The organism is Achromobacter sp. E1 (assembly GCF_037039475.1).
Classification (GTDB): Bacteria; Pseudomonadota; Gammaproteobacteria; order Burkholderiales; family Burkholderiaceae_B; genus Achromobacter; species Achromobacter mucicolens.
Map to the genome: position 1 here is coordinate 2,773,666 of NZ_CP146253.1, position 25,456 is coordinate 2,799,121.

The window sequence follows — 25,456 nt, forward strand, 5'->3', positions numbered from 1 at the left end:
CGATGGGGCCGGGCAGGGGGCGTACCCCCCTCCCGGCGCAAAGCGCGGCGCACGTCGCCGCGCTTTGCTCGACACTGAAAAACTTGCATCACAGGGGGTTCCCAATCATGAAGACGCTGCACACCGACATTGCCGTCATCGGCGCCGGCACCGCAGGCTTGGCTGCCTATCGCGCCGCCAAGGCAGCGGGCAAGCGCGCGCTGCTCATCGAAGGCGGCCCATACGGCACGACGTGCGCCCGCGTGGGCTGCATGCCGTCAAAGCTCTTGATCGCCGCCGCCGAGGCCGCGCATGCGGCGGCGCACACGGAAGCTTTCGGTGTGCATGTCGGCGGAGAGATCACGGTTCACGGCGCCGAGGTCATGGACCGCGTCAAGCGCGAACGTGACCGTTTCGTGGGCTTCGTGGTCGATGGCGTCGAGAACATTCCCGCCGAGGACAAGGTACGCGGCTACGCGAAGTTCGTGTCCGACACGGTGCTGCGGGTGGACGACCATACCGAAATCCAGGCCTCGCGCGTGGTGATCGCCACCGGCTCGCGCCCGTCGGTGCCGCCGCCGTTTCGCGCACTGGGCGACCGGCTCGTCGTCAACGATGACGTGTTTGCGTGGGACGATCTGCCGAACCGCGTCGCGGTTTTCGGCCCCGGCGTGATCGGGCTGGAACTGGGGCAGGCGCTCGCCCGTCTTGGGGTGGAAGTTCGGGTCTTCGGCATGAGCGGCAGCCTGGGCGGCATCAGCGATCCGCAGGTGCGCCAGACCGCGCGCAAGATCTTCCAACGCGAGTTCTACCTGGACACGGACGCCCGCGTCCTGGAAACGACCCGCGTCGGCGACGAAGTCGAAGTGCGTTACGTGGCGCTGGACAACAGCGAGCGCACCGAGCGCTTCGACTACGCGCTGGTCGCCACGGGCCGCCGCCCCAACGTCGATGGCTTGGGCCTTGAAAACACGTCGCTGGCGCTGAATGCGCAGGGCGTGCCGCAGTTCGACCGGTTGACGATGCAGGCCGGCAGCTCGCCGATATTCATCGCGGGCGACGCCAACGCCGACGCGCCGTTGCTGCACGAGGCCGCCGACGAGGGCCGCATCGCCGGCGAAAACGCGGCGCGCTTTCCCGATGTGCGCCAGGGCCTGCGGCGTGCGCCGCTGGGCGTGGTGTTCTCGGATCCGCAGATCGCGCTGGTGGGCGCGGGCCATGCGAAGCTGGTGCCGGGCACGTTCGTCATCGGCGCGGTCGATTTCAGCGACCAGGGCCGTTCGCGCGTGATGCTCAAGAACCGCGGCATGCTGCACGTGTATGCCGACATCGAAACGGGCCGTTTCCTGGGCGCCGAAATGATCGGCCCCAGCGCGGAACACATCGGTCACCTGTTGGCGTGGGCCGTGCAGCAAGAGCTCACGGTGGCGCGCATGCTGGAAATGCCGTTCTACCATCCCGTGATCGAGGAAGGCCTTCGCACCGCGCTGCGCGATGCGGCTTCGAAGCTGGCGCTGGCGCAGGAAGCCTTGCGCGATGCCAACGTCGAAACGGTCTGAACCGCCGCAAGCCCGCAAGTAAAAAGGGCCGCGCCATGATGGCGCGGCCCTTGTGCCGTCTGTGCGATCGCAATGCCGCAAGCGGGCGGCCCGTCAGTCGTCCGATTGCTTTTTGGGAACGGGGAACGGGTTCTCGCGGTACTGCAACGTGAAGCCAGCCCGCTCGTCCTGCGCCAGTTCGCGCGCCAGGTACGGCATGGCCTGTTTCAGCGCGTCGTGCAGCGTCCAGGGCGGATTGATCAGGAACATGCCGCTGCCGTGCAGGCCATAGCCGTCGATGGTTGCCTTCTTGACCGTCAGCGTGGCGTGAAGCCAGCTCTTGACCTTCAGGTTCTCGAAGTGGCGCGCCATTTCGCTGGCTTCGCGGCGTTGCACCAGCGGATACCAGATGGCATACGTGCCGGTGGCAAAGCGCTTGATGCACTCTTTGACCGTGACGAGCGTGCGGCGGTAGTCGTGCTTGTCTTCATACGAGGGATCGATCAGCACCAGGCCGCGCCGCGTGGGCGGCGGCAGCAGCGCCTTGACGCCTTCGAAGCCATCGTCGCCATAGATGGTGGTCTGGCGCTGCGCGGCGCGGCCCTGGTGTTCCAGGTTGCCGACCAGCGTGTCGATTTCGGTGGGGTGCATCTCGAACAGGCGCAGGCGGTCGGACGGACGCAGCGCGTCCAGCGCCAGCCAGGGCGATCCCGGGTAACGGCGCAGCCGGCCGTTGGTGTTGTAGTCGCGGATGCGCGCAACGTAATCGGCCAGCAGTGGCGGCAGGTCCTGGGCTTCCCACAGGCGGCCGATGCCGTCCGCAAACTCGGACGTCTTGGCGGCCCAGTCGCTGTCCAGGCTGTAAAGGCCGGCGCCCGCGTGGGTGTCGACGACCCAATACGGAGCGTCTTTCTTGTTGAAGTAGTCCAGGGTGTGGACCAGGATGGCGTGCTTGAGCACGTCGGCGTGGTTGCCGGCGTGAAAGGCGTGGCGGTAGCTGAACACGGGGCTGTCTGCCTCAGGCGGCGGGCCGGATGGCGGCCAGCTCGTCGGTGAAAATGCCGTCGATGCCCCAATCGAGCAGCAGGCGCGCGCGCTCGGGGTCATTGACGGTCCAGGCCGCGATGCGGTAGCCGGCGGCGTGCACGGCGTCGATCAGTTCGCGGGTGGCGTCCTTCTGGTTGATGTTCAGGGCGACGCACTGGTACTTGGCAAGCCGTTCACGCCAGTCGGCCGGCACCTTTTCCACAAGCAGCGCGCGCGGCAGTTCGGGCGCGGCCTCAAGGGCGGCTTGCAAGGCTTCCTCGGCAAACGAGGACAGCAGCGGCGCCGTCTCGGCGCCTTGCCACCATTGGCGGGCCGCCAGGGCGACGGCGCGGCCGGTCTCGGCCTCGCGGCCGGGGCAGGGCTTGATCTCGACGTTGCTGGCAATGCCGTTGGCCAGCGTGTAGCGCGCGACGGCGGCAAAGGTGGGCAGCGGTTCGCCCGCGTAGGCGGGCGAATGCCAGCTGCCGAAGTCCAGCTGGGCCAGCTCGGCGAACGTCTTGGCGGCCGCGGGGCCGGTGCCGTTGGAGGTGCGGTCGACGTCGTCGTCGTGCATCAGCACCGGCACGTTGTCGCGGCTGAGCTTCACGTCGTATTCGAACATGGTGAAGCCGTTTTCGGCGCCCACGCGCATGGCGGCCAGCGTGTTCTCCGGGGCCAGGCGGCCGCCGCCGCGGTGCGCGATGTAACGGGAGTAGGGCCAGGAGGGAAGGGTTGCGGTCATTTCGGTGCTGCTTCGGGGTTCTTTTGGGACAGGTTGCAAGGATACCTTGTCTTGGCCCGCACCTACTTCAGCGGCGACTTGTCCTCGGAGACGTCCATGATCATGCGCGTGGCCAGATACAGGCGCGGCACGATGCTGCCGATCAGGACATACTCGGCGTCATTCGAATGCGCGCCGAAGCCGCTCAGCCCCATGCCCTCGATGACGGGGCCGCGGGCCTTGAGCGCCGCAAAGGCGGCGTCCGTGCCACCGCCGCTGGCGCGGTCCACCACTTTCAGCGGCAGGTCCAGTTCCTGGTAGATCTTCACGCCGTGCTGGGCAAGCGCGCGCGATGCGGCCGTCGCTTCCAGCGGCGGCCGGCGGACTTCGAATTTGACGCTGACCTTGGACTCGGGCAGCAGCTTTTTCTGGACCCGTTCCTCCAGCGTGCGCGCCAGCGCGTCGAAATCCGACACGCGCAGGGCGCGGGCGTCGCCCTGCGCGGTTGCCAGGCCAGGAATGACGTTGCGGTTGGTGCCGGCCTGGGCGACCGTCCAGTTCAGTTTCAGTCCCTCGTCGGGCTTGGACAGGTCGTCCAGCTGCAGCAGTTGATGGGACAGCTCATAGAGCGCATTGACGCCGCCCTCTGGCCGCGCGCCTGCATGCGAGGTCTTGCCTTGCACCGTCAGATACGCCGCCCCGATGCCGCTGGTGGCCAGCGTCAGGCGCGGCTCCATGCCGCCGCCCTCGAACGAAAAGACGGCATCCTGCTCGGCGCCCAGACGGGTGATGGTGCTGCGAGCCCCCGGCGAGCTGATCTCCTCGTCCCCGTTGATCAGCACGGTCAGGGTGCCGTAGTCGGAAAACTTCAGTGTCTTGAGCAGGGCGATGGTGTGCAGGATGGCCGCCACGCCGTGCTTGTCGTCGGCGATGCCCAGGCCGTAGGCCTTGTCGCCGTCGATCCGGAAGGGCTGATCCTTCAGCATGCCGTTGCGGTACACGGTATCCATATGGGCGATCAGCATGATCTTCTTGCTGCCGCTGCCCTTGAACTGGGCGTGGACCATCGGACCGACCTTGTCAGGCGTGTCGTCCAGCCGGAAGACATCCGTCGGCGCGATGATCTCCACGGTGCCGCCCAGCGCTTGAAGCCGGTCACGGATCAGTCCAGCGATGCGTTCGACGCCCTCGACGTCCTTGCTGCCCGACTCGATGTTCACCAGATCGCGCATCGTGTCCAGCACCGCCTGCTGCTGGCCCTTGGCCGCGTCCAGCACCTCGGCGACGGGAGCGGCCTGCGCGGCCTGGGCGCAGCCCAGGAACGCCAGGGCGACGCAGGATTTCAGAAAAGTCAGGCGGGAAGGCATGAATGGCATCGTGAGTGCCCTTTTAGCGCGCGGGTGGGAGACCGGCCTTGCGCCGGCCTGGCAGTTGGGGCCCGATTGGCGGGACAGCCCCAGCCCACAATACGAGCGCCCGGCGGGGCGGGTAATGGGGGTTTCCCGGGTTGACGGGGGCGAGACGGGCGGGGACGGAGCAGCCGCCGCCATGGCCGTCGCGGGGCGGGAGAACCGCGGGCCTCCGTAATGAATGAGAAATGGTAAAATCCGCCCGCTGATCCCGGTAATAACCGGTATGGGAATAGGGGCGAATCCACTTCGCCTTTTTTTATGCGTTTTCGTGCGGCCCCGGGCATCCATCCCGGAGCGCGGCAACAGGGATTCCATGTTCGAATTTATTCGCAGCCATCGGCGCTGGATGCAGTTCATCCTGCTGATCTTGATCGTGCCTTCCTTCTTCCTGGTCGGGATTCAAGGCTATGACAGCTTCATGAACCGGGAGCCCGAGCTCGCGACGGTGGCTGGCCAGCCGATTTCCCGCGCCGAGTTCGACCAGGCGCACCGCAACCAGCTCGACCAGTTCCGCCAGCGCCTGGGCACGCAGTTCGACCCGGCCGTGATCGACACGCCCGCGTTGCGTGAAGGCCTGCTGAACCAGCTCATCAACCAGCGTCTGCTTGCCAATGTGGCCGCCGACAACCGTTTCTCGGTGTCCGACGAGACCCTGCGCAACACGATCGCCGCCATCCCGGAAGTCCAGGACAACGGCCGTTTCTCGCCCGAGCGCTATCGCCAGGTGCTGGCCGCGCAGGGCATGTCGCCGACCTCGTTCGAAGCCGGCCTGCGCCGTGACCTGGCCATCGCCCGGGTGCTCGAGCCCGTGGGCCAATCGGCCCGCGCGCCGGCCGAAGTGGTGGCCGCGCTGGAGTCGGCGCTGACGCAGACGCGCACGGTGCAGTTGCGCAATTTCTCGGCAGCCGACTTCCGTTCGCAGGTCACCGTCACCCCGGCCGACATCCAGGCCTGGTACGACGCCAACAAGCAGCAGCTGCAGGTGCCGGAACAGGTGCAGGTCCAATACCTGGTGCTGGACGAAGCGGCCGCCACGCAGGGCGTGCAGGTCAAGGACGAAGACCTGGCTGCGTACTACGAACAGAACAAGAACCGCTTTGGCCAGCCCGAGCGCCGCCGCGCCAGCCACATCTTCATCGAACTGCCGTCCGGCGGCTCCGAAGATGCCCGCAAGGCTGCACGTGCCAAGGCCGAAGACATTGCCAAGCAAGCCGCCGCCGACCCCAGCAAGTTCGCTGAACTGGCCGCCAAGTACTCGCAGGATTCGGGTTCGGCCGCCAAGGGCGGCGACCTGGGCTGGATCGCGCCGGGTTCGCAGGCGGGCCCGTTGGACAAGGCCATCTTCGGCCTTGCCGCCAATCAGGTGTCCGGCGTGGTCGAAAGCCCGTTTGGCCTTCACATCCTGAAGGTCACGGAAATCAGCCCGGCTGCCATCAAGCCGCTGGCCGAGGTCAAGGACCAGATCACCGCCGAAGTCCGCAAGCAGATCGCCGCGCAACGCTTCTCGGAAATGGCCAGCCAGCTGAACAAGCAGGTCTACGACCAGCGCGACAGCCTGCAACCGGCTGCCGACGCCGTGGGCCTTAAGCTGCGCACCGCCTCCGGCGTGACCCGCGAAGGTCTGCTGCCCGCCGCGAAGGCCGGCCCGGGTTCCGCCGCCGACAGCCCGGACGCCGCGCTGCTGGACAACCCGCGCGTGCGCCAGGTGCTGTTCTCGCCCGACGTGCTGCGTGAAAAGCAGAACTCCGGCGTGATCGAACTTGCCCCCGACACGATGCTGGCCGTGCGCGTCGCCGCTGTCGAGCCGGCACACGTGCCGCCGCTGGACAAGGTCAGCGACGTCATCCGCGCCAAGCTGCTGGACGAGCGCTCGGCCGAAGCCGCCAAGAAGGCAGGCGAGGCTGCGCTGGCCGCCAACAAGGCCAATCCTGCCGGGGCGCCTGAAGGCTTTGGTCCCGCCGTCACGGTGTCGCGCCAGAATCCGCAGGATCTGTCGCGCCCGGTGCTGGATGCCGTGATGCGCCTGCCGTCGGCCGCGCTGCCGGCCTTCACGGGCGTGCAGTCCGGCGTGGATTACACGCTGGTTCGTCTGGAAAAGGTGGAAGCGGGCCAGACCGAAGCCGCCGACAAGGAGCGCCTGGCGCAACAACTGTCGGGCGCCTGGGGCCAGGCCGAAAACGAAGCCATGATCCGCATGCTGCGCGAGCAGTACAAGGTGAATGTGCTGCCGGCCGCCGCCGACGTCATTCGCGGCGATCAGGCCCAGGCCGCGGGCTGATCGCCGCAGGCAACGCTCAGTTCAACAGGGGCCGCAGCGTCGGCCAAACGTTGTCGAGCAATTGAGGCTGGGCATCCTCGTTCGGATGGATGCCGTCAGCCTGGAACATCGCCCGGTTCGTTGCGATACCTTCCATCAGGAAGGGCACGAGCCGGGCGTTTTCGTCTTTGGCGACCTTGCTGAACACCGCGGCAAAGCGTTGCGCGTAATCCCGGCCATAGTTCGGCGGGATCTGCATTCCGACGATCAGCACGTCGGCATCGGCCTTGCGGGCCGCCTGAGCCATCGTTCGCAGGTTCTGCTCGGTCATGTTCAGGGGCAGACCGCGCAGCGCGTCATTGGCGCCCAGCTCCAGCACGACGACGGCGGGGGCGTGCTGGCGCAGCAGCGCGGGCAGGCGGGCCACGCCGCCGCTAGTCGTGTCGCCGCTGATGCTGGCATTGACGACCTTGAACTTCGGGTATTGTTCGGAAACCCTTTCGGACAGCAGGGGCACCCAGCCGGTGCCGCGCTTGATGCCATACTCGGCCGACAGGCTGTCGCCCACCACCAGTACGGTGCGCGGCGAGGAACCCTGGGCCGCGGCGGCGGTCTGAGCGTGGGCGGGCGCCGCCGCGGCGGTCGCAAAGGCAGTCACGAGAAGCAGACGGGAAAATAGGCGCATGGATAGCAATAACTCAATCGTGGTGAAAGGGCTGGGCAAGCGGGTGGCCGATGCCGGCGGGTCGCTTTCTATCCTGGAAGGAATCGATTTTACGGTCGCCGCGGGCAGTGCCGTGGCCATCACCGGCAGTTCCGGTTCGGGCAAGTCGACTCTGCTGGGACTGCTGGCCGGCCTGGATGTTCCCAGTGCGGGCAGCGTACACCTTGCGGGGCAGGACCTGTTTGCCTTGGACGAGGACGGCCGCGCGCGCCTGCGGGCCAATCATGTGGGCTTCGTGTTCCAGTCGTTCCAGCTGCTGCCCAATCTGACCGCACTGGAAAACGTGATGTTGCCGCTGGAATTGGCGGGCCAGTCCGCGCGCGAGGCCGCGCAGGCCATGCTGGAGCGCGTCGGGCTGGGCGCGCGCCTGCACCACTATCCGCGCACGCTGTCGGGCGGCGAGCAGCAACGGGTGTCGCTGGCCCGGGCCTTCGTGGTGCAGCCGGACCTGCTGTTCGCCGACGAACCCACCGGCAGCCTGGATGCCGCCACTGGCGTGACGGTCATCGACCTGATGTTCGACCTGCACCGCGAACAAGGCACGACGCTCGTGCTGGTCACGCATGACCCGCAACTGGCGGCGCGCTGCGGGCGGCAACTGGTGCTGGCGGCCGGCCGCATGGTGCCGGCTGATTGAGGCGCTAGGCCAGTTCGCGGATCGGCACCACCGGATCGACGTCTGCGTCGTAATCGACGCCGTCGATTTCAAAGCCGAACAGCCGCAGGAAGTCGCGCTTGTAGCCGGCAAAATCGGTCAGCGTATACAGGCTGGCCGTGTCGACCTGATCCCATAGCGCCTGCACCCGCGCCTGAACCTTGGGATCCAGTTCCTTGTAGTCGGCGCGCAACCGGCCCTCGTCGTCCAGGATGGGGGAAGGGCCGCACAGGCTGTCGCGATACAGTCCATACACCTGTTCGATGCAGCCTTCGTGCGTGCCGTCTTCCTTCATGACCTTAAAGAGCAGCGACAGGTACAGCGGCATCATGGGGATCGCCGAACTGGCCTGCGTCACCACGGCCTTGAGCACCGACACGCGGGCATCGCCGCCGCGCGCGGCCAGCTTGGCGCGGATGTCCAGCACGCGCTGGTCCAGGTCTTTCTTGGCCGCGCCGATGGACCCGTTCCAATAGACGTCGTGCGTGATCTTTTCGCCCAGATAGGTGAACGCGGTGGTGGTGGCGCCTTCGGCCAGCACCCCGGCTTGCAGCAGCGCATCGATCCACATCTGCCAGTCTTCCCCGCCCATCACGGCGACGGTGGCGTCAATCTCGTCTTGCGAGGCCGGCTCCAGCACGCCGTCCTTGATGAGTTCCTTGTCGGTGTCCAGGCCGCGCAAGGTCACGGACTTGCCGATGGGCTTGAGCGTGGAGGTGTGGACCTGCCCCGTCTTCGGGTGCGTGCGGCGCGGCGCGGCCAGGCTGTAGATGACCTGGTCGACCTGGCCCATGTCTGCCTTGATGGCGTCGATGGTGCGCTGCTTGATCTCATCGGAAAACGCGTCGCCGTTGATGCTCTTGGCGTACAGCCCCTCGGCTTGGGCGAACTTGTGGAACGCGGCGCTGTTGTACCAGCCCGGCGTGCCCGCCTTGCCGGCGTCGCCCGGCCGCTCAAAGAATACGCCCAGCGTCTGCGCGCCACAGGCGAAGGCCGCGCTGATGCGCGCGGCCAGGCCGTATCCCGTCGACGCGCCCAGGACCAGCACGCGCTTCGGTCCCCCGGGCACCGGTCCTTGCGCCTTCACGTAGTCGATCTGTTGCTTCACGTTGGCTTCGCAGCCGGCAGGATGGGTGGTGACGCAGATGAAACCGCGCACGCGGGGCTTGATGATCATGGGAGCCTCTTGTTGGGGATACGCCAGGGGCAGATGCCGGATCGGGCATCAGGCGAAGCGCATTGTACGGGAGGCGGCCGGCCGGTGACGGGGACAGCGCCGCCGCTCAGCGCCGGGCCGTCGTTCCGGCGGCCGCCTGGGCCAGCGCGGCGCCCAGCGCGCGGCTGCGCCGCCATTCGATCATGCCGATGCCCACGCCGCTGGCGCAGATGATCGCAATGCCCAGCCAGGTGAGCGGGTCGGGAAAATGCCCCCACACCAGCCAGCCGACCGACGTGGCGCTGATGATCTGCAGGTAGATGAATGGCGCCAGCGTGGAGGCCGGGGCGCGGCGGTAGGCGGCAATCTGGAACAGGTGGCCCACGCAGCCGGTGATGCCGGTCGAGATCAGCACGATCCAGTCGAACGCCGACAAGGCCTGGAGCACGGGCAGGGCGGGCGGAAGGATGAAGGGCAAAGCGAGCGTCAGGCAGATCGTGCCCACGGCGCCGCTCCAGATCAGCGAGGTGAACGGATCGTCGCCGGCCACGCGGCGCGTGGCGATGAATTGCGCGGTAAAGCAACAGGCGGTCAGCAGGCCGAAGATCGTGCCCACCGGGTGCAGGCCGCCGCCGGGGCGGATGACGATCAGGACGCCGACGAAGGCGATGCCGGCGGCGACGAAGCGCGACATGCGCGCCGGTTCCTTAAGGATCCAGGGCGCCAGCGACAGCACGAGCAGCGGCGCCAGGAAATTGATCGAGGTGGCTTCGGCCTGGGGGATGTAGCTGAGGGTCGTGAAGAACATCAGCGTGGCCAGGAACATCGAGCCGCCGCGGATGAGCTGTTCGCGCGGCTTGGTGCTGCGCAGCACCCGCACGCCGCGCGCGGGCAGCACCAGCGCCAGGACGAGCACCAGATGGATGGCGTAACGGACCCACGACAGCACCAGCAGGGGCACGCCCGCGTTCATGACCCATTTTCCGCTCGCGTCCAGGCACGACAGGGTCCACATCGACAGCACGAGCAGCAGCACGCCGATCATCGGGCCGCGCGCGGTGGACGCGCCGGAGCGCGGGCGACCGTTATCGGCCGGGGACATGGCGGGTACTCCTTTCAGCGTACACAGGGCATGGCGCCTTTGGGGCGATGAGCGGCTGACATGATACGCTCATCCCGCCGGGGGAAAAGGCCAATGATAGAACTACGCAACGTCGAAACTTTTTTTTGGGTCGCCACACTGGGCAGCTTCCGGGCCGCATCGGACAAGCTCAACACCACGCAGCCCGCCGTCTCGCAGCGCATTGCTTCGCTTGAGGCGGATCTGGGCGTCAAGCTGTTCGAGCGCGACGCGCGCGGGGTCAAGCTGACCGCCAAAGGGCACGAACTCCTGTCGCATGCCGAACGCATGCTGCAGGTGCGGCGCGACATGTTCGAGGCTGCGCGCGAGCAGAACGTCATGTCCGGCACCGTGCGGATCGGCGTGGCCGAGACCATTGTGCAGACCTGGCTGCCCGCGCTCATCGAACTGATCCATGCGACTTATCCGGCGCTCGTGCTGGAGATCGAAGTGGACACCACGCACGTGCTGCGTTCGCACCTGATGTCGCGCCAGATCGATCTGGCCTTCTTGATGGGGCCGGTGCTGGAGGCGCGCGTGGAGAACCTGCCGCTCTGCACGTATCCGTTGGCGTGGGTGGCCAGCCCGCTGCTGGATCTGGGGCCGGAGCCCTTGACGCTGGCCACGATCGGCAAGCTGCCGATCATCACGTATCCCTCCAACAGCTCGCCTTACCGCGTGGTGCGCGACATGCTGACCCGGGCCGGCGTGACCTCGCCGCGCATGTACGGCAGCGCTTCAATGTCCATGGTGGTCCGCATGACGCAGGACGCGATCGGCACCAGCGTCATCGCGCCTGTGTTCCTGGGCAAGGAGCTGGCCCGCGGCGAATTGCGGATCCTGCAGGTGCAGGCCGACCCGCTGCCTGAGCTGAGCTTTACCGCCACATGGGTGCAGGGCCCCGACAGTCATGCCGTGCGCGTCATTGCGCAGATGGCGCAAAAGGTCGCCGCGCAGGCCTGAGCGGGCAAAACAGCCGTAGGTGTTTTCCCGAGCCAGCGGCGTTGCCTGGTTGCCCGCGACATGCCCGCCAAGTCTCTCGCCGTACGTGCCCGATGCCCGCAAGGCCGCGCCAATGCGTCGTTTGCGGCAAATGGCATTGCTTGGCGCCGCGAGACCCAAGAAAAATTTATACCCCCACATCGGAACATACGATTGGACGCTTGCCGCCCCTGGCGATGCAATGGCGCTCATAACGACGTAGGGCCTGGATATATCCATCCTTGACCACCGATTCCTACCGGCGCGCGACCAGGACAACGGGATCCCGCGCGCGACAGACGATCCCGCCAGCCAGGAGTTTTTCCATGAAGAAGTCTCTTGTTTTTGCCGCCGTCGCCGTCAGCTTGCTGGCCGGCGCCGTCCAGGCCCAGGACCTGCCCAAGACCCATCTGAAGATCGTGGGTGGCCTGTCGAACCTCACCGCCTACAACGACTACGAAAAGCCGTTCTGGACCAAGACCATTCCCGAGCAGTCCAAGGGGCAGGTCACGGCGGAGATCAAGGGCTTCAACGAAATGGGCTTGAAAGGGCCCGAGCTGCTGCGCCTGATGTCGCAGGGCGTGATCGAATTCGGCACCGCCACGCTGTCTTACTTTGCCAGCGACAATCCGATCAACGAGGCCATCGACCTGGCTGGCCTGGCGCCCGACGTCAAGACCGCTCGCGCCGTCACCCAAGCTTTCGAACCGGTCTACGCCAAGCTTTACGGCGAAGGCAACAACGTCAAGCTGCTGGGCATCTCCACGTATCCCGCGCAAGTGCTGTTCTGCAATGCCGAGATCAAGGGCCTGGCGGACATCAAGGGCAAGAAGGTCCGCACCAGCAGCCGCACCACGGCCGAGTTCGTCGAGGCGCTGGGCGGCTCGAGCGTGACGATGGCCTTCGGCGAAGTCGTTCCCGCGCTGCAGAACAAGGTTGTCGATTGCGCCATCACGGGTTCGCTGTCGGGTTACTCGGCCAAGTGGTACGAAGTGTCCACCCACCTGGTCGCGCTGCCGATCAACTGGAACCAGCAGATCCACGCCGTCAACCAGAAGGCCTGGGACAAGCTGGATCCGAAGGTCCGCACGTTCTTGCAAGCCCAGATCACGACGCTGGTCGACAACATCTGGGATGCCGCCGCCCGCCAGACGCAGGAAGGCTATGACTGCAACACCGGCGCGGCCGCATGCCCGTTCCCGGTCAAGGGCAAGATGGTCCTGGTGCAGCCGTCCGAGGCCGATCAGGCGCTGCTCAAGAAGGTGGCGCAAGAGGCCGTCCTGCCCAAGTGGGCCGCCCGCTGCTCGGCGCAGTGCGTCAAGGACTGGAACGCCACCGTCGGCAAGACGCTGAACCTGACCGCCAGCAAGTAAGCGCCAGAAGGCGCCGGCCTTTGGGGCCGGCGCCAATTCCGGCCTGTGCGGCGCGCGGCAACCGTGACCCTGCATTCGGGTCGGCGGTGGCCGCCCGCGACGCCGGGTCGAGCCACCAGAGGTTCCCTTCATGACACAAACCGAACACTTCCGCCTGCTCGGCGGCCTGTTGCGGCGCGCCGAGAGCTTCTCCCGCGCGGCCGTGTGGGCCGGCGGCGCCCTGACGGTGGCTAGCGTGCTGCTGATCTCGTTCGACGTGCTGGCCCGCAAATTCCTGGGCTTCACGACCGGGGGCGCGGACGAGTTGTCCAGCTACGCCTTTGCCATCAGCACATCCTGGGCGCTGGCCTTTGCCACGCTGCAACGCGCGAACGTGCGCGTCGACGTGCTTTATCAATTTCTGCCGGTGCGCCTGTCGGCGGTGCTGGACTGGATCTCCATGGTGGCGCTGGCCGTCTTCATGGTGTTCCTCACGTATTACGCCTACGACGTGGTGGTGACCTCGTGGACCCAGAAGTCGGCAGCCAACACGCCGCTCGCCACGCCGCTTTGGATACCGCAAGGCCTGTGGTTGCTGGGCCTGGGTTGGATGTGCATCACGGTCGCGCTGATGCTGGCGCGCGCGTCGGCCGCGCTGGTCACGGGCGACATCGAACTGGTCAAGCAGATCTGCGGCGTGCGTTCGGCGCAGGAAGAGGCTGAAGAAGAAGCCGCCGCTGGCGAGCGCATGGTGAAGGGAGAAGCCGCATGATTGCCACCGCCTTGACACTGCTGCTGGTCCTGATCGGCCTGTCGATCCCCGTGGGCGCAGCCCTGGGGGTGCTGGGCTTGATCCTGGACCCGATGTTTTCGATGCTGCCGCTGACGCGGGCGATCGGCGAAATTTCGTGGAGTTCGAACAACGAGTTCCTGCTGGTCGCGATTCCGCTTTTCATCATGCTGGGCGAGGTGCTGCTGCGCGCGGGCTTTGCCGAACGCATGTACAGCGCGATGAGCCTGTGGCTGTCGTGGCTGCCGGGCGGGTTGATGCACGCCAACATTGGCGCCTCGACCCTGTTCTCGGCAACCTCCGGCTCCAGCGTGGCAACGGCCGCCACCGTGGGTACTGTCGCCATTCCGCAGATCCGCAAGTACGGCTACAACGAGCCGCTGTTCCTGGGCAGCCTTGCCGCGGGCGGCACGCTGGGCATCCTGATCCCGCCGTCGATCAACCTGGTCATCTATGGCGTGCTGACCAATTCGTCGGTGCCCAAGCTGTACCTGGCCGGCATCATTCCGGGCTTCGCCATGGCGGCGCTCTTCATGCTGACGGTCGTGATCGCCTGCGTGGCCAAGCCCTCGTGGGGCGGCAAGAAAATCCGCGCGACCTGGGGCGAACGCATCGCCAGCCTGGTGCACCTGGCCCCGCCGCTCGGCATCTTCTTCCTGGTGGTCGGATCGATCTACGCCGGCCTGGCGACGCCAACCGAGGCGGCCGCGCTGGGCGTGCTGGGCGCCTTCATCCTGGCAGCGTGGTTCCGCCGCCTGACGTGGTCGATGCTGCGCGAGGTGCTGGAGGGCACGATGCGGTCCACCGCGATGATCATGCTGATCGTCATCGCCGCCAGCTTCCTGAACTTCATCATGTCCGCCACCGGTTTGACCGACGCGCTGACCAAGTCCATCACCGGACTGGGCCTGTCGCCCGGCTGGATGCTGCTGATCGTGGTGATCTTCTACCTGGTGCTGGGCTGCTTCATGGAAACGCTGTCCATGATGATCACGACCATCCCCATCGTGGCGCCCATCATGATCGCGCTGGGTTACGACCCGATCTGGCTCGGCATCGTGATCATCATCCTGGTTGAGGCCGCGCTCATCACGCCGCCCGTCGGGTTGAACCTGTTCGTGGTGCAAAGCCTGCGCAAAAGCGGCGCCATGAGCGCGGTCATTGTCGGCAGCTTGCCGTTCGTGGCCGCCATGTTCGTGATGCTGGCGCTGCTGGCCTTCTGGCCTGACCTCGCCCTGTGGCTGCCGCGCGCCTTCGGTTGATGCGCCCTTGATACCGGCGCGGCCCAGCGGCCGCGCCATTCCCCATCCCCTTATTCGCAGGACTGATATGAAAGCCGTATTCCAGATCGACGACGCCAATCCCCGCCAGGTGGAAGTGACCTTCAACAGCGTGATCGTGGCCGGGTGGGCCGGTCGCGACATGGCCGCCATCGAGCATCACATCGAAGAGCTGGCCGCCATCGGCGTGCCGCGGCCCAGCAGCGTCCCGCTGTACTACCGCATCGCGGAAAACCAGCTCACGCAGGCATCCAACGTGCAGGCGCTGGGCGAGGAATCGTCGGGCGAAGTCGAGACCTTTGTGTTCGCGGTCGATGGCGAGATGTACGTCAGCATCGCGTCCGACCACACCGACCGCAAGCTGGAGACCGTCAGCGTCGCGATGTCCAAGCAGGTCTGCGTCAAGCCTGTGGGCGCGCATGCCTGGCGGCTGGCGGACGTGGCAGGGCACTGGGACGAACTCATCATCCGTGCCTACATCGTGGAAAACGGCGAGCAGGTGCTGTATCAGGAAGGCCCGCTGTCCACCCTGCGCACGCCCCAGGATCTGATTGCCGGCTACACGGGCGGCGGCGCCGTCCTGCCGGAAGGCGCGGGCATGACCTGCGGCACCGTCGCTGCCATTGGCGGCATCCGCCCGGCCGCCGACTTCACGATGGAGCTGCACGATCCGCGCCTGAACCGCACGCTGCGCCACCGCTATCATGTCGAGTCGCTGCCCGTGGTGGCCTGATCGCCAGCTTGCCGGGCATTGAACCCGGGCGCATTCCCTGCGAAGGCGCCCGTCCGAACATTTACGCCGCCAGGCGGCATTAGGACAATGATGGTTTCGACCTTGAATGATCTGACCACGGCCCTGCGCGAGGGCCGCAGCACCTCCGTCGCGTTGACCGAAGCCGCACTGGCGCGCGCGCAGGATCCGGCGGGCGAGGGCGCCCGCGCGTTCACCAAGCTTTATGCCGAGTCCGCGCTGGCGCAGGCGCGCGCGTCCGACACGCTGCGCGCGGCCGGCATCGTCCGGTCCGCAATCGAGGGGCTGCCCATCAGCATCAAGGACCTGTTCGACGTCCAGGGCGAAACCACGATGGCCGGTTCCGTGGCGCGCGAAGGCGAGCCCGCCGCCGAAGAGAGTGCCGAGGTCGTGCAGCGTTTGATCGCAGCCGGCGCCGTCATCATCGGCCGCACCAACATGACGGAGTTCGCGTACTCGGGCCTGGGCATCAATCCGCACTACGGCACGCCGCTCAATCCGTATGACCGCGCCACCGGCCGCATTCCGGGCGGCTCGTCGTCCGGGGCTGCCGTTTCGGTTGCCGACGGCATGGCCGTTGCCGGGATCGGATCGGACACGGGCGGTTCCGTGCGCATCCCCGCCGCGCTGTGCGGCCTGACCGGCTTCAAGCCCAGCGCGTGGCGCGTGTCCATGCAAGGCGTGCTGCCGTTGTCGGCAAACCTGGACTCCATCGGTCCCATCGCCGCCAGCGTCCGTTGCTGCGCTGAGCTGGACGCCATTTTGTCGGGCGATGCGGGGCCGTTGCCGCAGGCGCTGCCGGTGCGCGGCCTGCGCCTGGCCATCCCGACGACCTTGGCGCTGGATGCCATGGACAAGCACGTGTCGGACACCTTTGCGGCGGCCGTGCAACGCCTGGAAGCGGCCGGGGCCTTGGTCGACCGGATCGAGATTCCGGAGTTCGCCGCGCTGGCTTCCATCAACAGCAAGGGCGGCTTCACGGCCGCCGAGGCCTGGGCCTGGCACCAGGACCTGATCGCGCGTGCGGGCAAGCGTTACGATCCGCGCGTGGTGTCGCGGATCATGCGCGGGCAGGACATGTCCGCGGCCGATTACATCGCGCTGCTCGATGCGCGCGAGGCCTGGGTCGCGGCGGTGGACCACCGTATCGCCGGTTACGACGCGCTCATCATGCCCACCACGCCCATCGTGGCGCCGCCGGTGGCGGACCTGCAGGCCTCCGACGAGGCTTACTACGCCGCCAATGGCCTCATCCTGCGCAATCCCACCCTCATCAACTTCCTGGATGGCTGCGCGCTGTCCCTGCCGTGCCACGCACCGGGCACCGCGCCCGTGGGCCTGATGATCTCTGCCAGCAATGGCGCGGACCGCCGCGTCCTGGGCATCGGCTTGTCCGTGGAAGACCTGTTCGCCGGCCGCTGACCGGCAATCTTTTCGCATCGAGAGAATGCATGCCTGACGTAGATAACGTTAGAACCAGCCTGGCGCTTGCGCGCCAGGCGCGGCTGGACGCCCGCAGCGGACGCCTGACGGGCCCCACGGCGAATCTGGCGCCGGGACACGTGCAGGCCAACCTGGCGATCCTGCCGCGCGCCCTGGCGGCGGACTTCCTGCATTTTTGCCAGCGCAACCCTAAACCTTGCCCCTTGCTGGCGATGTCCGAGCCCGGCGACCCCGCGTTGCCGGAGCTGGGCGCGGACATCGACATCCGCACCGACATTCCGCGATACCGGGTCTGGAAGGACGGCGAGCTGGTGGCCGAGCCGACGGACGTGCGCGACCTGTGGCGCGACGATCTCGTGTCGTTCCTCATCGGCTGCTCGTTCTCGTTCGAAGAGGCGATGCTGGACAACGGCTTGCCCGTGCGCCACATCGAGCAGGGCAGCAATGTGCCCATGTACCGCACCAACATCGCGACGCAGCCCGCAGGCGTATTCGGCGGTCCGCTGGTGGTGTCGATGCGGCCCTTGAAAGCCGCCGACGCCATCCGTGCCATTCAGGTCACGTCGCGGTTCCCGTCGGTGCATGGCGCGCCCGTGCACATCGGCGACCCCGCGCTGATCGGCATCGCGGATATCGGCAGCCCCGATTACGGCGATCCCGTCGAGATCCGGCCGGGCGAGATGCCGGTCTTCTGGGCCTGCGGCGTGACGCCGCAGTCCGTGGTCGCGGCGGTGCGCCCCGAGTTCTGCATCACGCATGCGCCCGGGCACATGCTGGTCACCGACCTGATCAACAGCCGCATGGCGGTGTTCTGATCCGAGCCGGTCGCAGGGGTCCGATACCGGCCGTCCCTCCTTCAGCGCGTGAGCATCAAGGCTTTGACGCGCTGGTCGTAATCGGGCGGAAACGTCCAGAACCGCATTCCTTGCTGCGTATAGCCCTCTTGCAGGCCGCGTTCGGCCGGGGCTTTGTGCCACAGGAACTGCATCAGCACGTCGCTGCTGACCCAGGCGTTGCCGAACCAGAAACTGTGCGCGCGGCGGTTCAGGTCGGGAATCGCGCGGGGATCCACCCAGATCATGTCGAAGTTCAACTGCTGCGAGGCGGCGTTGATGAACTGGACCTGCTCCTCGGTCAGGTCGTCGGCGCTGGGCCGGCCCGCGCGGGACGCGCGCTGGTGGCGCGCCGCAAATCGCAGGGCACGGTCGTCCAGGTTGGCGCCCAGGCTGACGCGTTCGGTCAGGTCGATGTATTGGCGCAGGTCGGTGACGAAGCGGTACGTGTCTTCATCCGGGGCCGCGAAATAGATCTGCCCCAGCCGCAAGCGTGCCCGCAGCGCCTCGCGGGTTTCGCCGTTCTTCGGCTGGGCCAGCGTCGCGAGTCCTTCACTGGCAATGCGCGCACCGGCGCTGAAGGCAAGCACGTTGATGTGCTCGGCATTTGTGTTGCGTGCAAGCAGCTCGATCAGACGGGCAAACGCGGGCACGGACTGCCGCGCCGCGCGCACGTCCGTGGCATAGGCAAGCAGGCTGGCCGCCGAAGGCCACAGAAACACCAGCACGACGGCCTGCCGTCCCGTGAAGTGATGGAACTGCGCGGCCTGCGCGGTGCCGCGCCATACGGCGTTATTGAAGCCATGCACGTAGACGATCAGGTCGCGGTGCCGGCTGACAGCCAAGGCGTCGTTGATGAGCGCGAAGTAAGCCTGCGCCTCGGGCGAGCTTTCCGCGTCGCTTTGCGGGCCTAGCGCAACCAGCTCTTCCATGCGCTCCAGGCTGAGTACGGGCCGGCCGCGCTGGCTGTCCGACGTGGACAATTGGCGCAACTGGTCCCAGTCCAATGTGCCGTCGCCGATCTGCACCTTGGCCACGCCCAGGCGCAGCGTGTCGCTCGGAAAGATCGAATAAAAGGGTTGGCGCGATTCGAGAAAGACGGCGCGGTTGGTGGCGTACAGCAGGGGAATGGCGGTGGTGTCGGCTGCCGCCTTGTGCGCGAACGGATCGACCTGACCGGTCGTGAACTTGACCGGCGTGGGCATCAGCTGCACTGGTGATGAACAGGCCGCCAGCAGCACGCTGACCGTCACCGCCATGGCCGTCCATGCCGTCCGCCGCAGGCGGTCAAGCGGGGCAAGCGCGCAGGCATCGAGAAGACTCATACGGCGGGCCCGGTTCATGGTGAGGAAGCGGCGCCGCGGGGGGATGGCGATGAACGCGCGGGGCCGGGGACGTTCCACGGAAAACGGCAAGGCACGCGTGGGATTGTCGCCGTGGTCCACGCGGCGATCAAGGGGGAGGGGGGTGTCTGACACCCTTGGAAGACGGCGTTACATGGGTGTCAGACACGTCGGGGGTTAAAAGATGTGCCTGAACCCCACGGCTGCGCCAAGCTGGTTGCTCTTGCCTGCGATTTCGCCGCTGGCGGCGTCGCTGACCTTGTTCCAGTCGACGGTGCCGTACAGTTGCGACCGCTTGGACAGCGAGTATTCGGCCACGGCGACCAGCGCGTAGCGTTTGCCCTTGTCGCCTTCCACGACCACGTTCTCGCTGCGGTCGTAGTACGCCGCGCCCGTGATGGCCCAACGCGGGGTGGCTTGCCAGGTCACGCCGGCGAAGTAGCCGTTGTCCTTGCGGTCCAGGCTGGCGGTGGTGGTGCCGCCCATGACGCCATTGACCCAGCCGGTTTCGTCGCGGCCGTTGAAGTAGCCCGCGAAGACCTTGGCCGATTCGAATTGGTAGGACGCGTTCAGGTTCCAGGCGCGCTGGCGTTCGTCGGAATCGGTGGCGGCGTACGTCTGCTGCCAGGCCGCGCCCAGGCCGAGCTGGCCGATCGTGTAGCGCAGGCTGGCGCCGTACTGCTGGCCGGCCTTGCGATCGTCCCAGTCTTCGCCGTTGGCCCACGACGCCACGACGGACAGGTTGCCGAACGTGTTGGCGTACTTGGTCATGTTGTTGGTGCGCACGCGCGACATGGCGGCGGGCAGCCAGGCGTTCTGCTCGTAGTTGCCGACGGTCAGCGGGTCGAAGTAGTCGGCCAGCAGGTCGAACATGGGCGTGTTCTGCAGGCCCAGCGTCAGCGTGCCGATGCTGCCGCCGTCCAGGCCAACGTACGCCAGGCGGCTGAACGCCTTGGACGGATCGGAACCATTGCCGTTCTGCAGATTGATGCCGTTCTCCAGGCGGAAGAAGGCGCGGTTGCCATTGCCCAGGTCTTCGGAGCCGCGCAGGCCCCAACGGCTGTTGGAGATGGCGCCGTTTTCCATGCTGATGCGGCTGCCGTCTTGCCCAACGGCGCCGGAACTGGTGCTCAGGTAGCGGATGCTGACGTCGGCGATGCCGTACAGCGTGACGCTGGTTTCCGCGTTGGCCGCGCCGGCGGCCAGGCCCAGGCTGGCTGTCGCCAGCGAGAGGGTGATGCGTTTCATGTTGGACTCCTCCAGGTGTAGCTGATTTATGGTTGCGCCGCGCTTGTGGCGTGGCTTGCCGCGCCCGGCGAATTGCCGGGCGCCTGGCCGCAGCACCGACGCCATGAATGGGCGCGGGTCCGGAGCAGCAGCCAGCTTTGCAGTGTTGCGTCCTGCCGGTGCCGCACAGGAACGCCTGGGGATTCTAAGTAAGTTGACGTGCGCGGAATATCGAAAAGATTCGGCGTTTTCCCGGGTTTACAGGCCGGCAAGCGTGCGCCGCCTGGATAACGGACGATCGGAAGAGAAAAACCCCGTTCGCGGAACGGGGTTTTTGTGGCGCTGGCGCGACGTTACAGCGTCATGTGCAGCGGCAGCCAGGTGGCGATGCCAGGCACCAGATAGAGCAGCAGCACGGCCAGGATCATCAGGATGAACATGGGCATTGACGCGCGTGCGATGTAGGGCAGTTCGCGCCCGCTCATGCCGGACAGCACGAACAGGTTGAACCCCACTGGCGGCGTGATCTGGGCCATTTCCACCACGAACACGACAAAAATCCCGAACCAGATCAGGTCGATGTTTGCGGCCTGCACGGTCGGCAGCAGCACGCCCATGGTCAGCACCACGATCGAGATGCCGTCCAGGAAGCAGCCGAGCACGACGAAAAACACCATCAGCGCCATGATGAGGCCGAACTGCGACAGGCCGAGTCCGCCGATCCACTCCGCCAGGGCGCGCGGCAGGCCGATGTAGCCCATCGCCAGCGTGAGGAACTGGGCCCCCGCCAGGATCAGGGCGATCATGCAGTACAGGCGCGTGGCGCCAAGCAGCGACTGCTTGAAGGTGGATCCGTTCAACGATCCCTGCAACGCCGACAGGATCAGCGCGCCCACCACACCCACCGCTGCCGCTTCCGTGGCCGTGGCGATACCGGTGTAGATTGATCCCAGGACCGCGCCGATCAGCACCAGCACGGGAATCAGATGGCGCGAGCGCGACAGCTTCTCCATGAAGCTCAGGCCGGGATCAGCCGCCGGCACTTGACCGGGATTGCGGATGGCCCACCAGGCGATGTAGCCGCTGAACAGCAGCGCGAGCAGGATGCCCGGAAGGATGCCGGCGATGAACAGCTTGGCGATGGACACGTCGGCTGCCACGCCGTACACGATCATGATGATCGAGGGCGGTATCAGCAGGCCCAGCGTGCCAGCGCCGGACAGCGTGCCAAGAATCTTCTCCTCGGGGTAGCCGCGGCGGGTCAGCTCGGGGATGGTCATTTTGCCCACCGTCGCGCACGTGGCGGCCGACGAGCCCGACACGGCCGCGAAAATCGCGCAGCCGATCACGTTCGTGTGCAAAAGGCGCCCCGGCAACCGGTTCAGCCAGGGCGCAAGCCCCTTGAACAGGTCTTCGGAAAGCCGTGTGCGAAACAGGATTTCACCCATCCACAGAAAGAGCGGCAGGGCGGTCAGCGTCCAGCTGGACGAGGCGCCCCAGATCGTGACGGCCATGGCGTCGCCGGCCGGGCGGCTGGAGAAGATCTCCATGCCGATCCAGGCAGTGCCCGCCAGGGTCAGCCCGACCCAGACCCCGCAGCCGAGCAGGACGAAGATCGAGACGACCAATAAGGTAATGACGAGAAGTTCATTCATGGGTTTGCTGCGAGCTTGCGGCGGCGACGCCGCGCGACCGGCGGACCAGTTCGTCGACCAGTGCGATAAAGAACAGGATCGTGCCGACGGCCATGGTCGTTTGCGGGATCCAGAGTGGCGTGGCGTCGTTCGACGTGGAAATATCGTTGAACAGCCAGGAGTCGTATGTGAGCTTGACGCTGAAAAAGGCGAAGGTGGCAGCCAGCAGGCAACCCACGGCCAGGGCAAAGATGTCCAGCCGGCGGCTGCCAGCGGGATTCAGCGAATTGAGCAGCAGCGTCACACGGATGTGCTCGCCGTGCTTGAACGTGCTGGCCAGCGCAAGAAAGCCCGCGGCGGCCATGAAATAGCCGGCATAGGCGTCAGTGCCGGGAATGTTGAAGCTGAGCTGGCGGGCGATGATCGCCGCCAGCACCGAGACGAGCACACCTATCGTGCACAGGCCGGCCAGAAGGCCGGCCGCGCCGTACAGGTTATCCAGAAAACGGCGCATGGCGATATCACTGCTTCTTGTAGGCGTCGATCATGGCCTGGCCGTCCGCGCCAGCCTTCTTGAGCCAGTCTTCCAGCATGCGCTTGCCGATCACGCTCAGGCCTTCCTTGAGCTCAACCGTGGGCTGGATGGTTTCCATGCCGTTCTTGGCCAGTTCGGCCTGATACCACTTGTTCTTTTCCTGCGACAGCTTCCAGCCGCGCTCTTCGGCTTGCGCAGCCGCCTTCTTGAGCGCTTCCTGCGTGGCGGGCTCCAGCGCGTCAAAGGCCTTCTTGTTGACGATGATGGCGTTCTTGGGCAACCAGGCCTGCGTGTCGTAGAACTTCTTGATGTACTCGTACGTCTTGGTGTCGTAGCCGGTGGACGCCGACGACATGTACGAATCGATCACTCCGGTGGCCAGCGCCTGGGCCAGTTCGGCCTGCTGCACGGTGACGGGCTGGGCGCCGACGAGTTCGGCGATCTTGGCCGTGACCGGGCTGTAGGCGCGCCACTTCAGGCCCTTCATGTCGCTGATCTGCTTGATGTCCTTGTTGGCGAAGATGCCTTGGGGCGGCCATGCCACCGCATACAGCAAGGTCATGCCTTGCGAGGCCAGCTTCTTTTCCAGGAACGGCTTCTGGGCCTGGTACAGCTTGAACGATGCGTCGTAGCCGGTGGCCAGGAAGGGCAGGCCATCCAGTTCGTAAACCGGGTCTTCGTTGGCGAAGTTGGTCAGCAGGATTTCGCCGATCTGCGCCTGGTTGCCTTGCACCGCGCGCTTGATCTCGGGCGCCTTGTACAGCGAGGCATTGTTGTGCAGCGTGATCTTGAGCTTGCCTTCCGACAGCGAGTCGACGTCCTTGATGAAGTTCGTCAGGTTTTCGACGTGGAAGTTGCTCGCCGGGTAGGCGCTGGGGAGGTCCCACTTGGTCTGGGCCTGTGCGCCCGCGCTGAATGCCAGGACGATGCTGCCGGTCAGCAGCGAGATTTTCTTGTACATGGTGGTCCTTCTTTGCGAATGGTGAGGTCGGGTCTGACCCGATAGGCATTGCGAAAAAAAGCATGCGCGGCGCGGCGTCGCGCCGCCCGAGCGCCGTGCCATTCTATGTTGCTGTGCAGTAACAAAGGGCGGTAAATCGGCGTTTTACGGGTAATTCCTAGGAAGGGAATGTTGTTCATTGGTTGAAGGTTCAATGACGCCGCGAGGTCCGCGCCCGGTGCGGCGCGCAGACCGGCTGTCAGCGCGTTTTTCTTCTAAGATTGCGGGATCGATGACGCGCCGAAGAGGGTCGTGTGAATTTCGTTTTCCGCCGTGATGAATTGCTGGTCGAGGTGTCGTCCAGCGTGTTGCCGGATTCGGCGTTGTGTGAACGCATCGGGCTTGTCGCCTCGGCCTTGCAGCCGGTCTGGATGCAGGCGGGGTCGCCGTATCGCACGGTCTGTGTCGACCCCGGCCTCGAAGCGCCCGAGGGTTACGCCTTCAAGAAACTGCGCTCGCTGTTCGGCGTGTTCGATGACGAAGGCATGGCGCTGGCCGGCCGCGCCTATCAAATCGCCGAATGGGCGCGAACCCACCGGTTCTGTGGCGCTTGCGGCACGCCTGCCGAGCGTGTCGCGCACGAATTCTGTTTGCGATGCCCCGCGTGCGGGCTGTCCGCATACCCGCGCATCTCGCCGGCGATGATGGTGCTGATCCGCAAAGGCGACAGCATTCTGCTGGCGCGTCACGCCAACGCGCCGACTGCCCGCTACACCGCGCTGGCCGGCTTCGTCGAGCCCGGCGAAAGCATCGAGCAGACTGTCCATCGCGAGGTCTTCGAAGAGGTCGGGCTGAAAGTCGGCAACCTGCAGTACTTCGGCAGCCAGCCGTGGCCGTTTCCGCATTCGCTGATGGTCGCGTTCACCGCGGACTACGTCTCCGGCGACATCCGGGTCCAGGAAGACGAAATTGCAGACGCGCGCTGGTTCGGGCCGGGCGATGCCATGCCCGACATTGCAGCGCGCATTTCGATTGCAGGCTGGCTGATCCGGGCCAATCTGCCCATGGGGTGGAACGCGCCCTGACGGCTTCACTACAGCCTTGATCGGTAGGGGTATTCCCTCGAAACGAGGGATTTTTTGCGGCCATCTCCTATTTTTTATTGATGAAATATAGATAAATTATTAGTATTTCATCCAGTTAATCTTCGCTTGCGCCCTTTATGAGCCCCACCTTGATAGCGTCGTCGGCACATCTTGCCGGCGGCAGCGCGCCCGACCTGTCCGAAGTGGAATTCGGGCTCATGATCGCCAGCCACGCCTTCGACCGCTGGACGGTGCGATGCATGGCTGCGGCGGGTCTGCCCGACCTGACGCCTACCGACGTGATGGTGTTCCACCATGTCTACCATCGTGAGCGCCCGAAGAAGCTGGCCGATATCTGCTTCACGCTCAATGTCGAAGACACCCATATCGTCAGCTATGCGCTCAAGAAGCTGGAACGTCTTGGCGTGGTGCGCGGCGAGCGCAGCAGCAAGGAAGTCTTCTACAGCGTCACCCCCGAAGGCGCGGCGATCCTCAAGCGCTACGGCGAAATCCGCGAGCAATGCCTGACCGCCGGCCTGGACGGCCCGGGCGGGGGCGGCCTTGATTTCAGCCGGCAACTGGCGCACACGCTGCGCGCGCTGTCCGGCCTGTATGACCAGGCGGCCAGGGCCGCCACCTCTCTCTGAATCCAACATCCGGGGCAGGGCCCCGAT

At 66.0% G+C, this 25,456-nt stretch carries 23 protein-coding genes; 12 read left to right on the top strand and 11 right to left on the bottom strand.

The genetic code is table 11. From position 1 onward, the window contains the following. Positions 1-107: 107 nt before the first annotated feature. Positions 108-1,538: a dihydrolipoyl dehydrogenase gene (locus tag V6V88_RS12805; RefSeq protein ID WP_338619431.1), complete on the top strand. Its 1,431-nt coding sequence runs from the start codon at positions 108-110 to the stop codon at positions 1,536-1,538. A 93-nt stretch (positions 1,539-1,631) separates the two neighbouring features. Here V6V88_RS12805 and rlmJ read toward each other — a convergent pair whose 3' ends face one another. From rlmJ to V6V88_RS12820, 3 genes are all read right to left on the bottom strand, one after another. After that, the gene (gene rlmJ / locus V6V88_RS12810; protein WP_338619432.1) at positions 1,632-2,522 is read right to left on the bottom strand and encodes a 23S rRNA (adenine(2030)-N(6))-methyltransferase RlmJ; all 891 of its coding nucleotides are present in this window, start codon (positions 2,520-2,522) and stop codon (positions 1,632-1,634) included. Positions 2,523-2,535: 13 nt separating this feature from the next. Next, entirely contained in the window at positions 2,536-3,285 is a 750-nt protein-coding gene (gene ugpQ, locus V6V88_RS12815; protein ID WP_062841170.1) for a glycerophosphodiester phosphodiesterase, read from the bottom strand. Between the two features lie 62 nt (positions 3,286-3,347). After that, positions 3,348-4,640 carry a M20/M25/M40 family metallo-hydrolase gene (locus tag V6V88_RS12820; RefSeq protein ID WP_338619434.1) on the bottom strand — a complete coding sequence of 431 codons (1,293 nt, stop codon included), beginning with the start codon at positions 4,638-4,640 and terminating at the stop codon, positions 3,348-3,350. Between the two features lie 349 nt (positions 4,641-4,989). Here V6V88_RS12820 and V6V88_RS12825 point away from each other — a divergent pair, with 349 nt between their 5' ends. Continuing rightward, positions 4,990-6,954, top strand: a complete 1,965-nt coding sequence (locus V6V88_RS12825; protein ID WP_338619436.1) for a SurA N-terminal domain-containing protein — start codon at positions 4,990-4,992, stop codon at positions 6,952-6,954. Positions 6,955-6,970: 16 nt separating this feature from the next. Here the strand turns inward: V6V88_RS12825 and V6V88_RS12830 are convergent, their stop codons facing one another. After that, positions 6,971-7,618, bottom strand: coding sequence for an arylesterase (locus tag V6V88_RS12830; protein ID WP_056317400.1), 648 nt, complete (start codon positions 7,616-7,618; stop codon positions 6,971-6,973). Here V6V88_RS12830 and V6V88_RS12835 point away from each other — a divergent pair. Beyond that, positions 7,617-8,294: an ABC transporter ATP-binding protein gene (locus V6V88_RS12835; protein WP_056317404.1), complete on the top strand. Its 678-nt coding sequence runs from the start codon at positions 7,617-7,619 to the stop codon at positions 8,292-8,294. The two genes, V6V88_RS12830 and V6V88_RS12835, sit on opposite strands and share 2 nt — an antisense overlap. 4 nt (positions 8,295-8,298) lie before the next feature. On the opposite strand, the gene fabV is transcribed toward V6V88_RS12835, so the two are convergent. Next, entirely contained in the window at positions 8,299-9,489 is a 1,191-nt protein-coding gene (gene fabV / locus V6V88_RS12840; RefSeq protein ID WP_062841166.1) for an enoyl-ACP reductase FabV, read from the bottom strand. A 106-nt stretch (positions 9,490-9,595) separates the two neighbouring features. Further along, entirely contained in the window at positions 9,596-10,570 is a 975-nt protein-coding gene (locus V6V88_RS12845; protein WP_223575605.1) for a DMT family transporter, read from the bottom strand. Between the two features lie 93 nt (positions 10,571-10,663). On the opposite strand from V6V88_RS12845, the gene V6V88_RS12850 reads away from it, so the two are divergent. The 7 genes from V6V88_RS12850 (at position 10,664) to V6V88_RS12880 (ending at position 18,000) form a co-directional block, all read left to right on the top strand. Then, positions 10,664-11,551 carry a LysR family transcriptional regulator gene (locus tag V6V88_RS12850; protein WP_056317412.1) on the top strand — a complete coding sequence of 296 codons (888 nt, stop codon included), beginning with the start codon at positions 10,664-10,666 and terminating at the stop codon, positions 11,549-11,551. Between the two features lie 344 nt (positions 11,552-11,895). Beyond that, the gene (locus V6V88_RS12855; RefSeq protein WP_280003452.1) at positions 11,896-12,942 is read left to right on the top strand and encodes a TRAP transporter substrate-binding protein; all 1,047 of its coding nucleotides are present in this window, start codon (positions 11,896-11,898) and stop codon (positions 12,940-12,942) included. Positions 12,943-13,072: 130 nt separating this feature from the next. Beyond that, the gene (locus V6V88_RS12860) at positions 13,073-13,693 is read left to right on the top strand and encodes a TRAP transporter small permease (RefSeq protein WP_226849232.1); all 621 of its coding nucleotides are present in this window, start codon (positions 13,073-13,075) and stop codon (positions 13,691-13,693) included. Then, positions 13,690-14,973, top strand: coding sequence for a TRAP transporter large permease (locus V6V88_RS12865; RefSeq protein ID WP_108005640.1), 1,284 nt, complete (start codon positions 13,690-13,692; stop codon positions 14,971-14,973). The genes V6V88_RS12860 and V6V88_RS12865 overlap by 4 nt, the downstream gene beginning before the upstream one ends. Before the next feature lie 67 nt (positions 14,974-15,040). Continuing rightward, on the top strand, positions 15,041-15,724 hold the full coding sequence (locus V6V88_RS12870) for a DUF2848 domain-containing protein (protein WP_108005641.1): 684 nt from the start codon (positions 15,041-15,043) through the stop codon (positions 15,722-15,724). A gap of 90 nt (positions 15,725-15,814) precedes the next feature. Next, positions 15,815-17,164, top strand: a complete 1,350-nt coding sequence (locus tag V6V88_RS12875) for an amidase (protein ID WP_223576501.1) — start codon at positions 15,815-15,817, stop codon at positions 17,162-17,164. Between the two features lie 29 nt (positions 17,165-17,193). Next, positions 17,194-18,000 (top strand): putative hydro-lyase, encoded by an 807-nt coding sequence (locus tag V6V88_RS12880; protein ID WP_056317425.1) that lies wholly within the window; start codon positions 17,194-17,196, stop codon positions 17,998-18,000. A gap of 41 nt (positions 18,001-18,041) precedes the next feature. Here V6V88_RS12880 and V6V88_RS12885 read toward each other — a convergent pair whose 3' ends face one another. From V6V88_RS12885 to V6V88_RS12905, 5 genes are all read right to left on the bottom strand, one after another. Then, positions 18,042-19,343 (bottom strand): alpha/beta hydrolase, encoded by a 1,302-nt coding sequence (locus tag V6V88_RS12885; RefSeq protein WP_280003457.1) that lies wholly within the window; start codon positions 19,341-19,343, stop codon positions 18,042-18,044. Positions 19,344-19,538: 195 nt separating this feature from the next. Next, positions 19,539-20,609 carry a porin gene (locus tag V6V88_RS12890; RefSeq protein ID WP_280003459.1) on the bottom strand — a complete coding sequence of 357 codons (1,071 nt, stop codon included), beginning with the start codon at positions 20,607-20,609 and terminating at the stop codon, positions 19,539-19,541. Positions 20,610-20,941: 332 nt separating this feature from the next. After that, the gene (locus tag V6V88_RS12895) at positions 20,942-22,243 is read right to left on the bottom strand and encodes a TRAP transporter large permease subunit (protein WP_062841158.1); all 1,302 of its coding nucleotides are present in this window, start codon (positions 22,241-22,243) and stop codon (positions 20,942-20,944) included. Continuing rightward, positions 22,236-22,736 (bottom strand): TRAP transporter small permease, encoded by a 501-nt coding sequence (locus tag V6V88_RS12900; RefSeq protein ID WP_280004153.1) that lies wholly within the window; start codon positions 22,734-22,736, stop codon positions 22,236-22,238. The genes V6V88_RS12895 and V6V88_RS12900 overlap by 8 nt, the downstream gene beginning before the upstream one ends. Before the next feature lie 7 nt (positions 22,737-22,743). Beyond that, entirely contained in the window at positions 22,744-23,718 is a 975-nt protein-coding gene (locus V6V88_RS12905) for a TRAP transporter substrate-binding protein (RefSeq protein ID WP_280004152.1), read from the bottom strand. A 293-nt stretch (positions 23,719-24,011) separates the two neighbouring features. Here V6V88_RS12905 and nudC point away from each other — a divergent pair, with 293 nt between their 5' ends. Next, positions 24,012-24,782: an NAD(+) diphosphatase gene (nudC, locus tag V6V88_RS12910; protein ID WP_280004151.1), complete on the top strand. Its 771-nt coding sequence runs from the start codon at positions 24,012-24,014 to the stop codon at positions 24,780-24,782. 137 nt (positions 24,783-24,919) lie between these two features. Continuing rightward, the gene (locus V6V88_RS12915) at positions 24,920-25,429 is read left to right on the top strand and encodes a winged helix DNA-binding protein (RefSeq protein ID WP_280004150.1); all 510 of its coding nucleotides are present in this window, start codon (positions 24,920-24,922) and stop codon (positions 25,427-25,429) included. Positions 25,430-25,456: the final 27 nt, after the last annotated feature.

Excerpts from the sequence above, each read along its gene's own strand:
- V6V88_RS12820 (WP_338619434.1), bottom strand. The coding sequence starts at position 4,640 with ATGCCATTCATGCCTTCCCGCCTGACTTTTCTGAAATCCTGCGTCGCC.
- V6V88_RS12825 (WP_338619436.1), top strand. The coding sequence starts at position 4,990 with ATGTTCGAATTTATTCGCAGCCATCGGCGCTGGATGCAGTTCATCCTG.
- V6V88_RS12870 (WP_108005641.1), top strand. The coding sequence starts at position 15,041 with ATGAAAGCCGTATTCCAGATCGACGACGCCAATCCCCGCCAGGTGGAA.
- V6V88_RS12865 (WP_108005640.1), top strand. The coding sequence starts at position 13,690 with ATGATTGCCACCGCCTTGACACTGCTGCTGGTCCTGATCGGCCTGTCG.
- fabV (WP_062841166.1), bottom strand. The coding sequence starts at position 9,489 with ATGATCATCAAGCCCCGCGTGCGCGGTTTCATCTGCGTCACCACCCAT.
- V6V88_RS12885 (WP_280003457.1), bottom strand. The coding sequence starts at position 19,343 with ATGAGTCTTCTCGATGCCTGCGCGCTTGCCCCGCTTGACCGCCTGCGG.
- V6V88_RS12855 (WP_280003452.1), top strand. The coding sequence starts at position 11,896 with ATGAAGAAGTCTCTTGTTTTTGCCGCCGTCGCCGTCAGCTTGCTGGCC.
- V6V88_RS12830 (WP_056317400.1), bottom strand. The coding sequence starts at position 7,618 with ATGCGCCTATTTTCCCGTCTGCTTCTCGTGACTGCCTTTGCGACCGCC.
- V6V88_RS12845 (WP_223575605.1), bottom strand. The coding sequence starts at position 10,570 with ATGTCCCCGGCCGATAACGGTCGCCCGCGCTCCGGCGCGTCCACCGCG.
- V6V88_RS12875 (WP_223576501.1), top strand. The coding sequence starts at position 15,815 with ATGGTTTCGACCTTGAATGATCTGACCACGGCCCTGCGCGAGGGCCGC.
- V6V88_RS12880 (WP_056317425.1), top strand. The coding sequence starts at position 17,194 with ATGCCTGACGTAGATAACGTTAGAACCAGCCTGGCGCTTGCGCGCCAG.
- V6V88_RS12860 (WP_226849232.1), top strand. The coding sequence starts at position 13,073 with ATGACACAAACCGAACACTTCCGCCTGCTCGGCGGCCTGTTGCGGCGC.
- V6V88_RS12890 (WP_280003459.1), bottom strand. The coding sequence starts at position 20,609 with ATGAAACGCATCACCCTCTCGCTGGCGACAGCCAGCCTGGGCCTGGCC.
- V6V88_RS12900 (WP_280004153.1), bottom strand. The coding sequence starts at position 22,736 with ATGCGCCGTTTTCTGGATAACCTGTACGGCGCGGCCGGCCTTCTGGCC.
- V6V88_RS12895 (WP_062841158.1), bottom strand. The coding sequence starts at position 22,243 with ATGAATGAACTTCTCGTCATTACCTTATTGGTCGTCTCGATCTTCGTC.
- V6V88_RS12805 (WP_338619431.1), top strand. The coding sequence starts at position 108 with ATGAAGACGCTGCACACCGACATTGCCGTCATCGGCGCCGGCACCGCA.
- ugpQ (WP_062841170.1), bottom strand. The coding sequence starts at position 3,285 with ATGACCGCAACCCTTCCCTCCTGGCCCTACTCCCGTTACATCGCGCAC.
- V6V88_RS12850 (WP_056317412.1), top strand. The coding sequence starts at position 10,664 with ATGATAGAACTACGCAACGTCGAAACTTTTTTTTGGGTCGCCACACTG.
- V6V88_RS12915 (WP_280004150.1), top strand. The coding sequence starts at position 24,920 with ATGAGCCCCACCTTGATAGCGTCGTCGGCACATCTTGCCGGCGGCAGC.
- V6V88_RS12905 (WP_280004152.1), bottom strand. The coding sequence starts at position 23,718 with ATGTACAAGAAAATCTCGCTGCTGACCGGCAGCATCGTCCTGGCATTC.
- V6V88_RS12835 (WP_056317404.1), top strand. The coding sequence starts at position 7,617 with ATGGATAGCAATAACTCAATCGTGGTGAAAGGGCTGGGCAAGCGGGTG.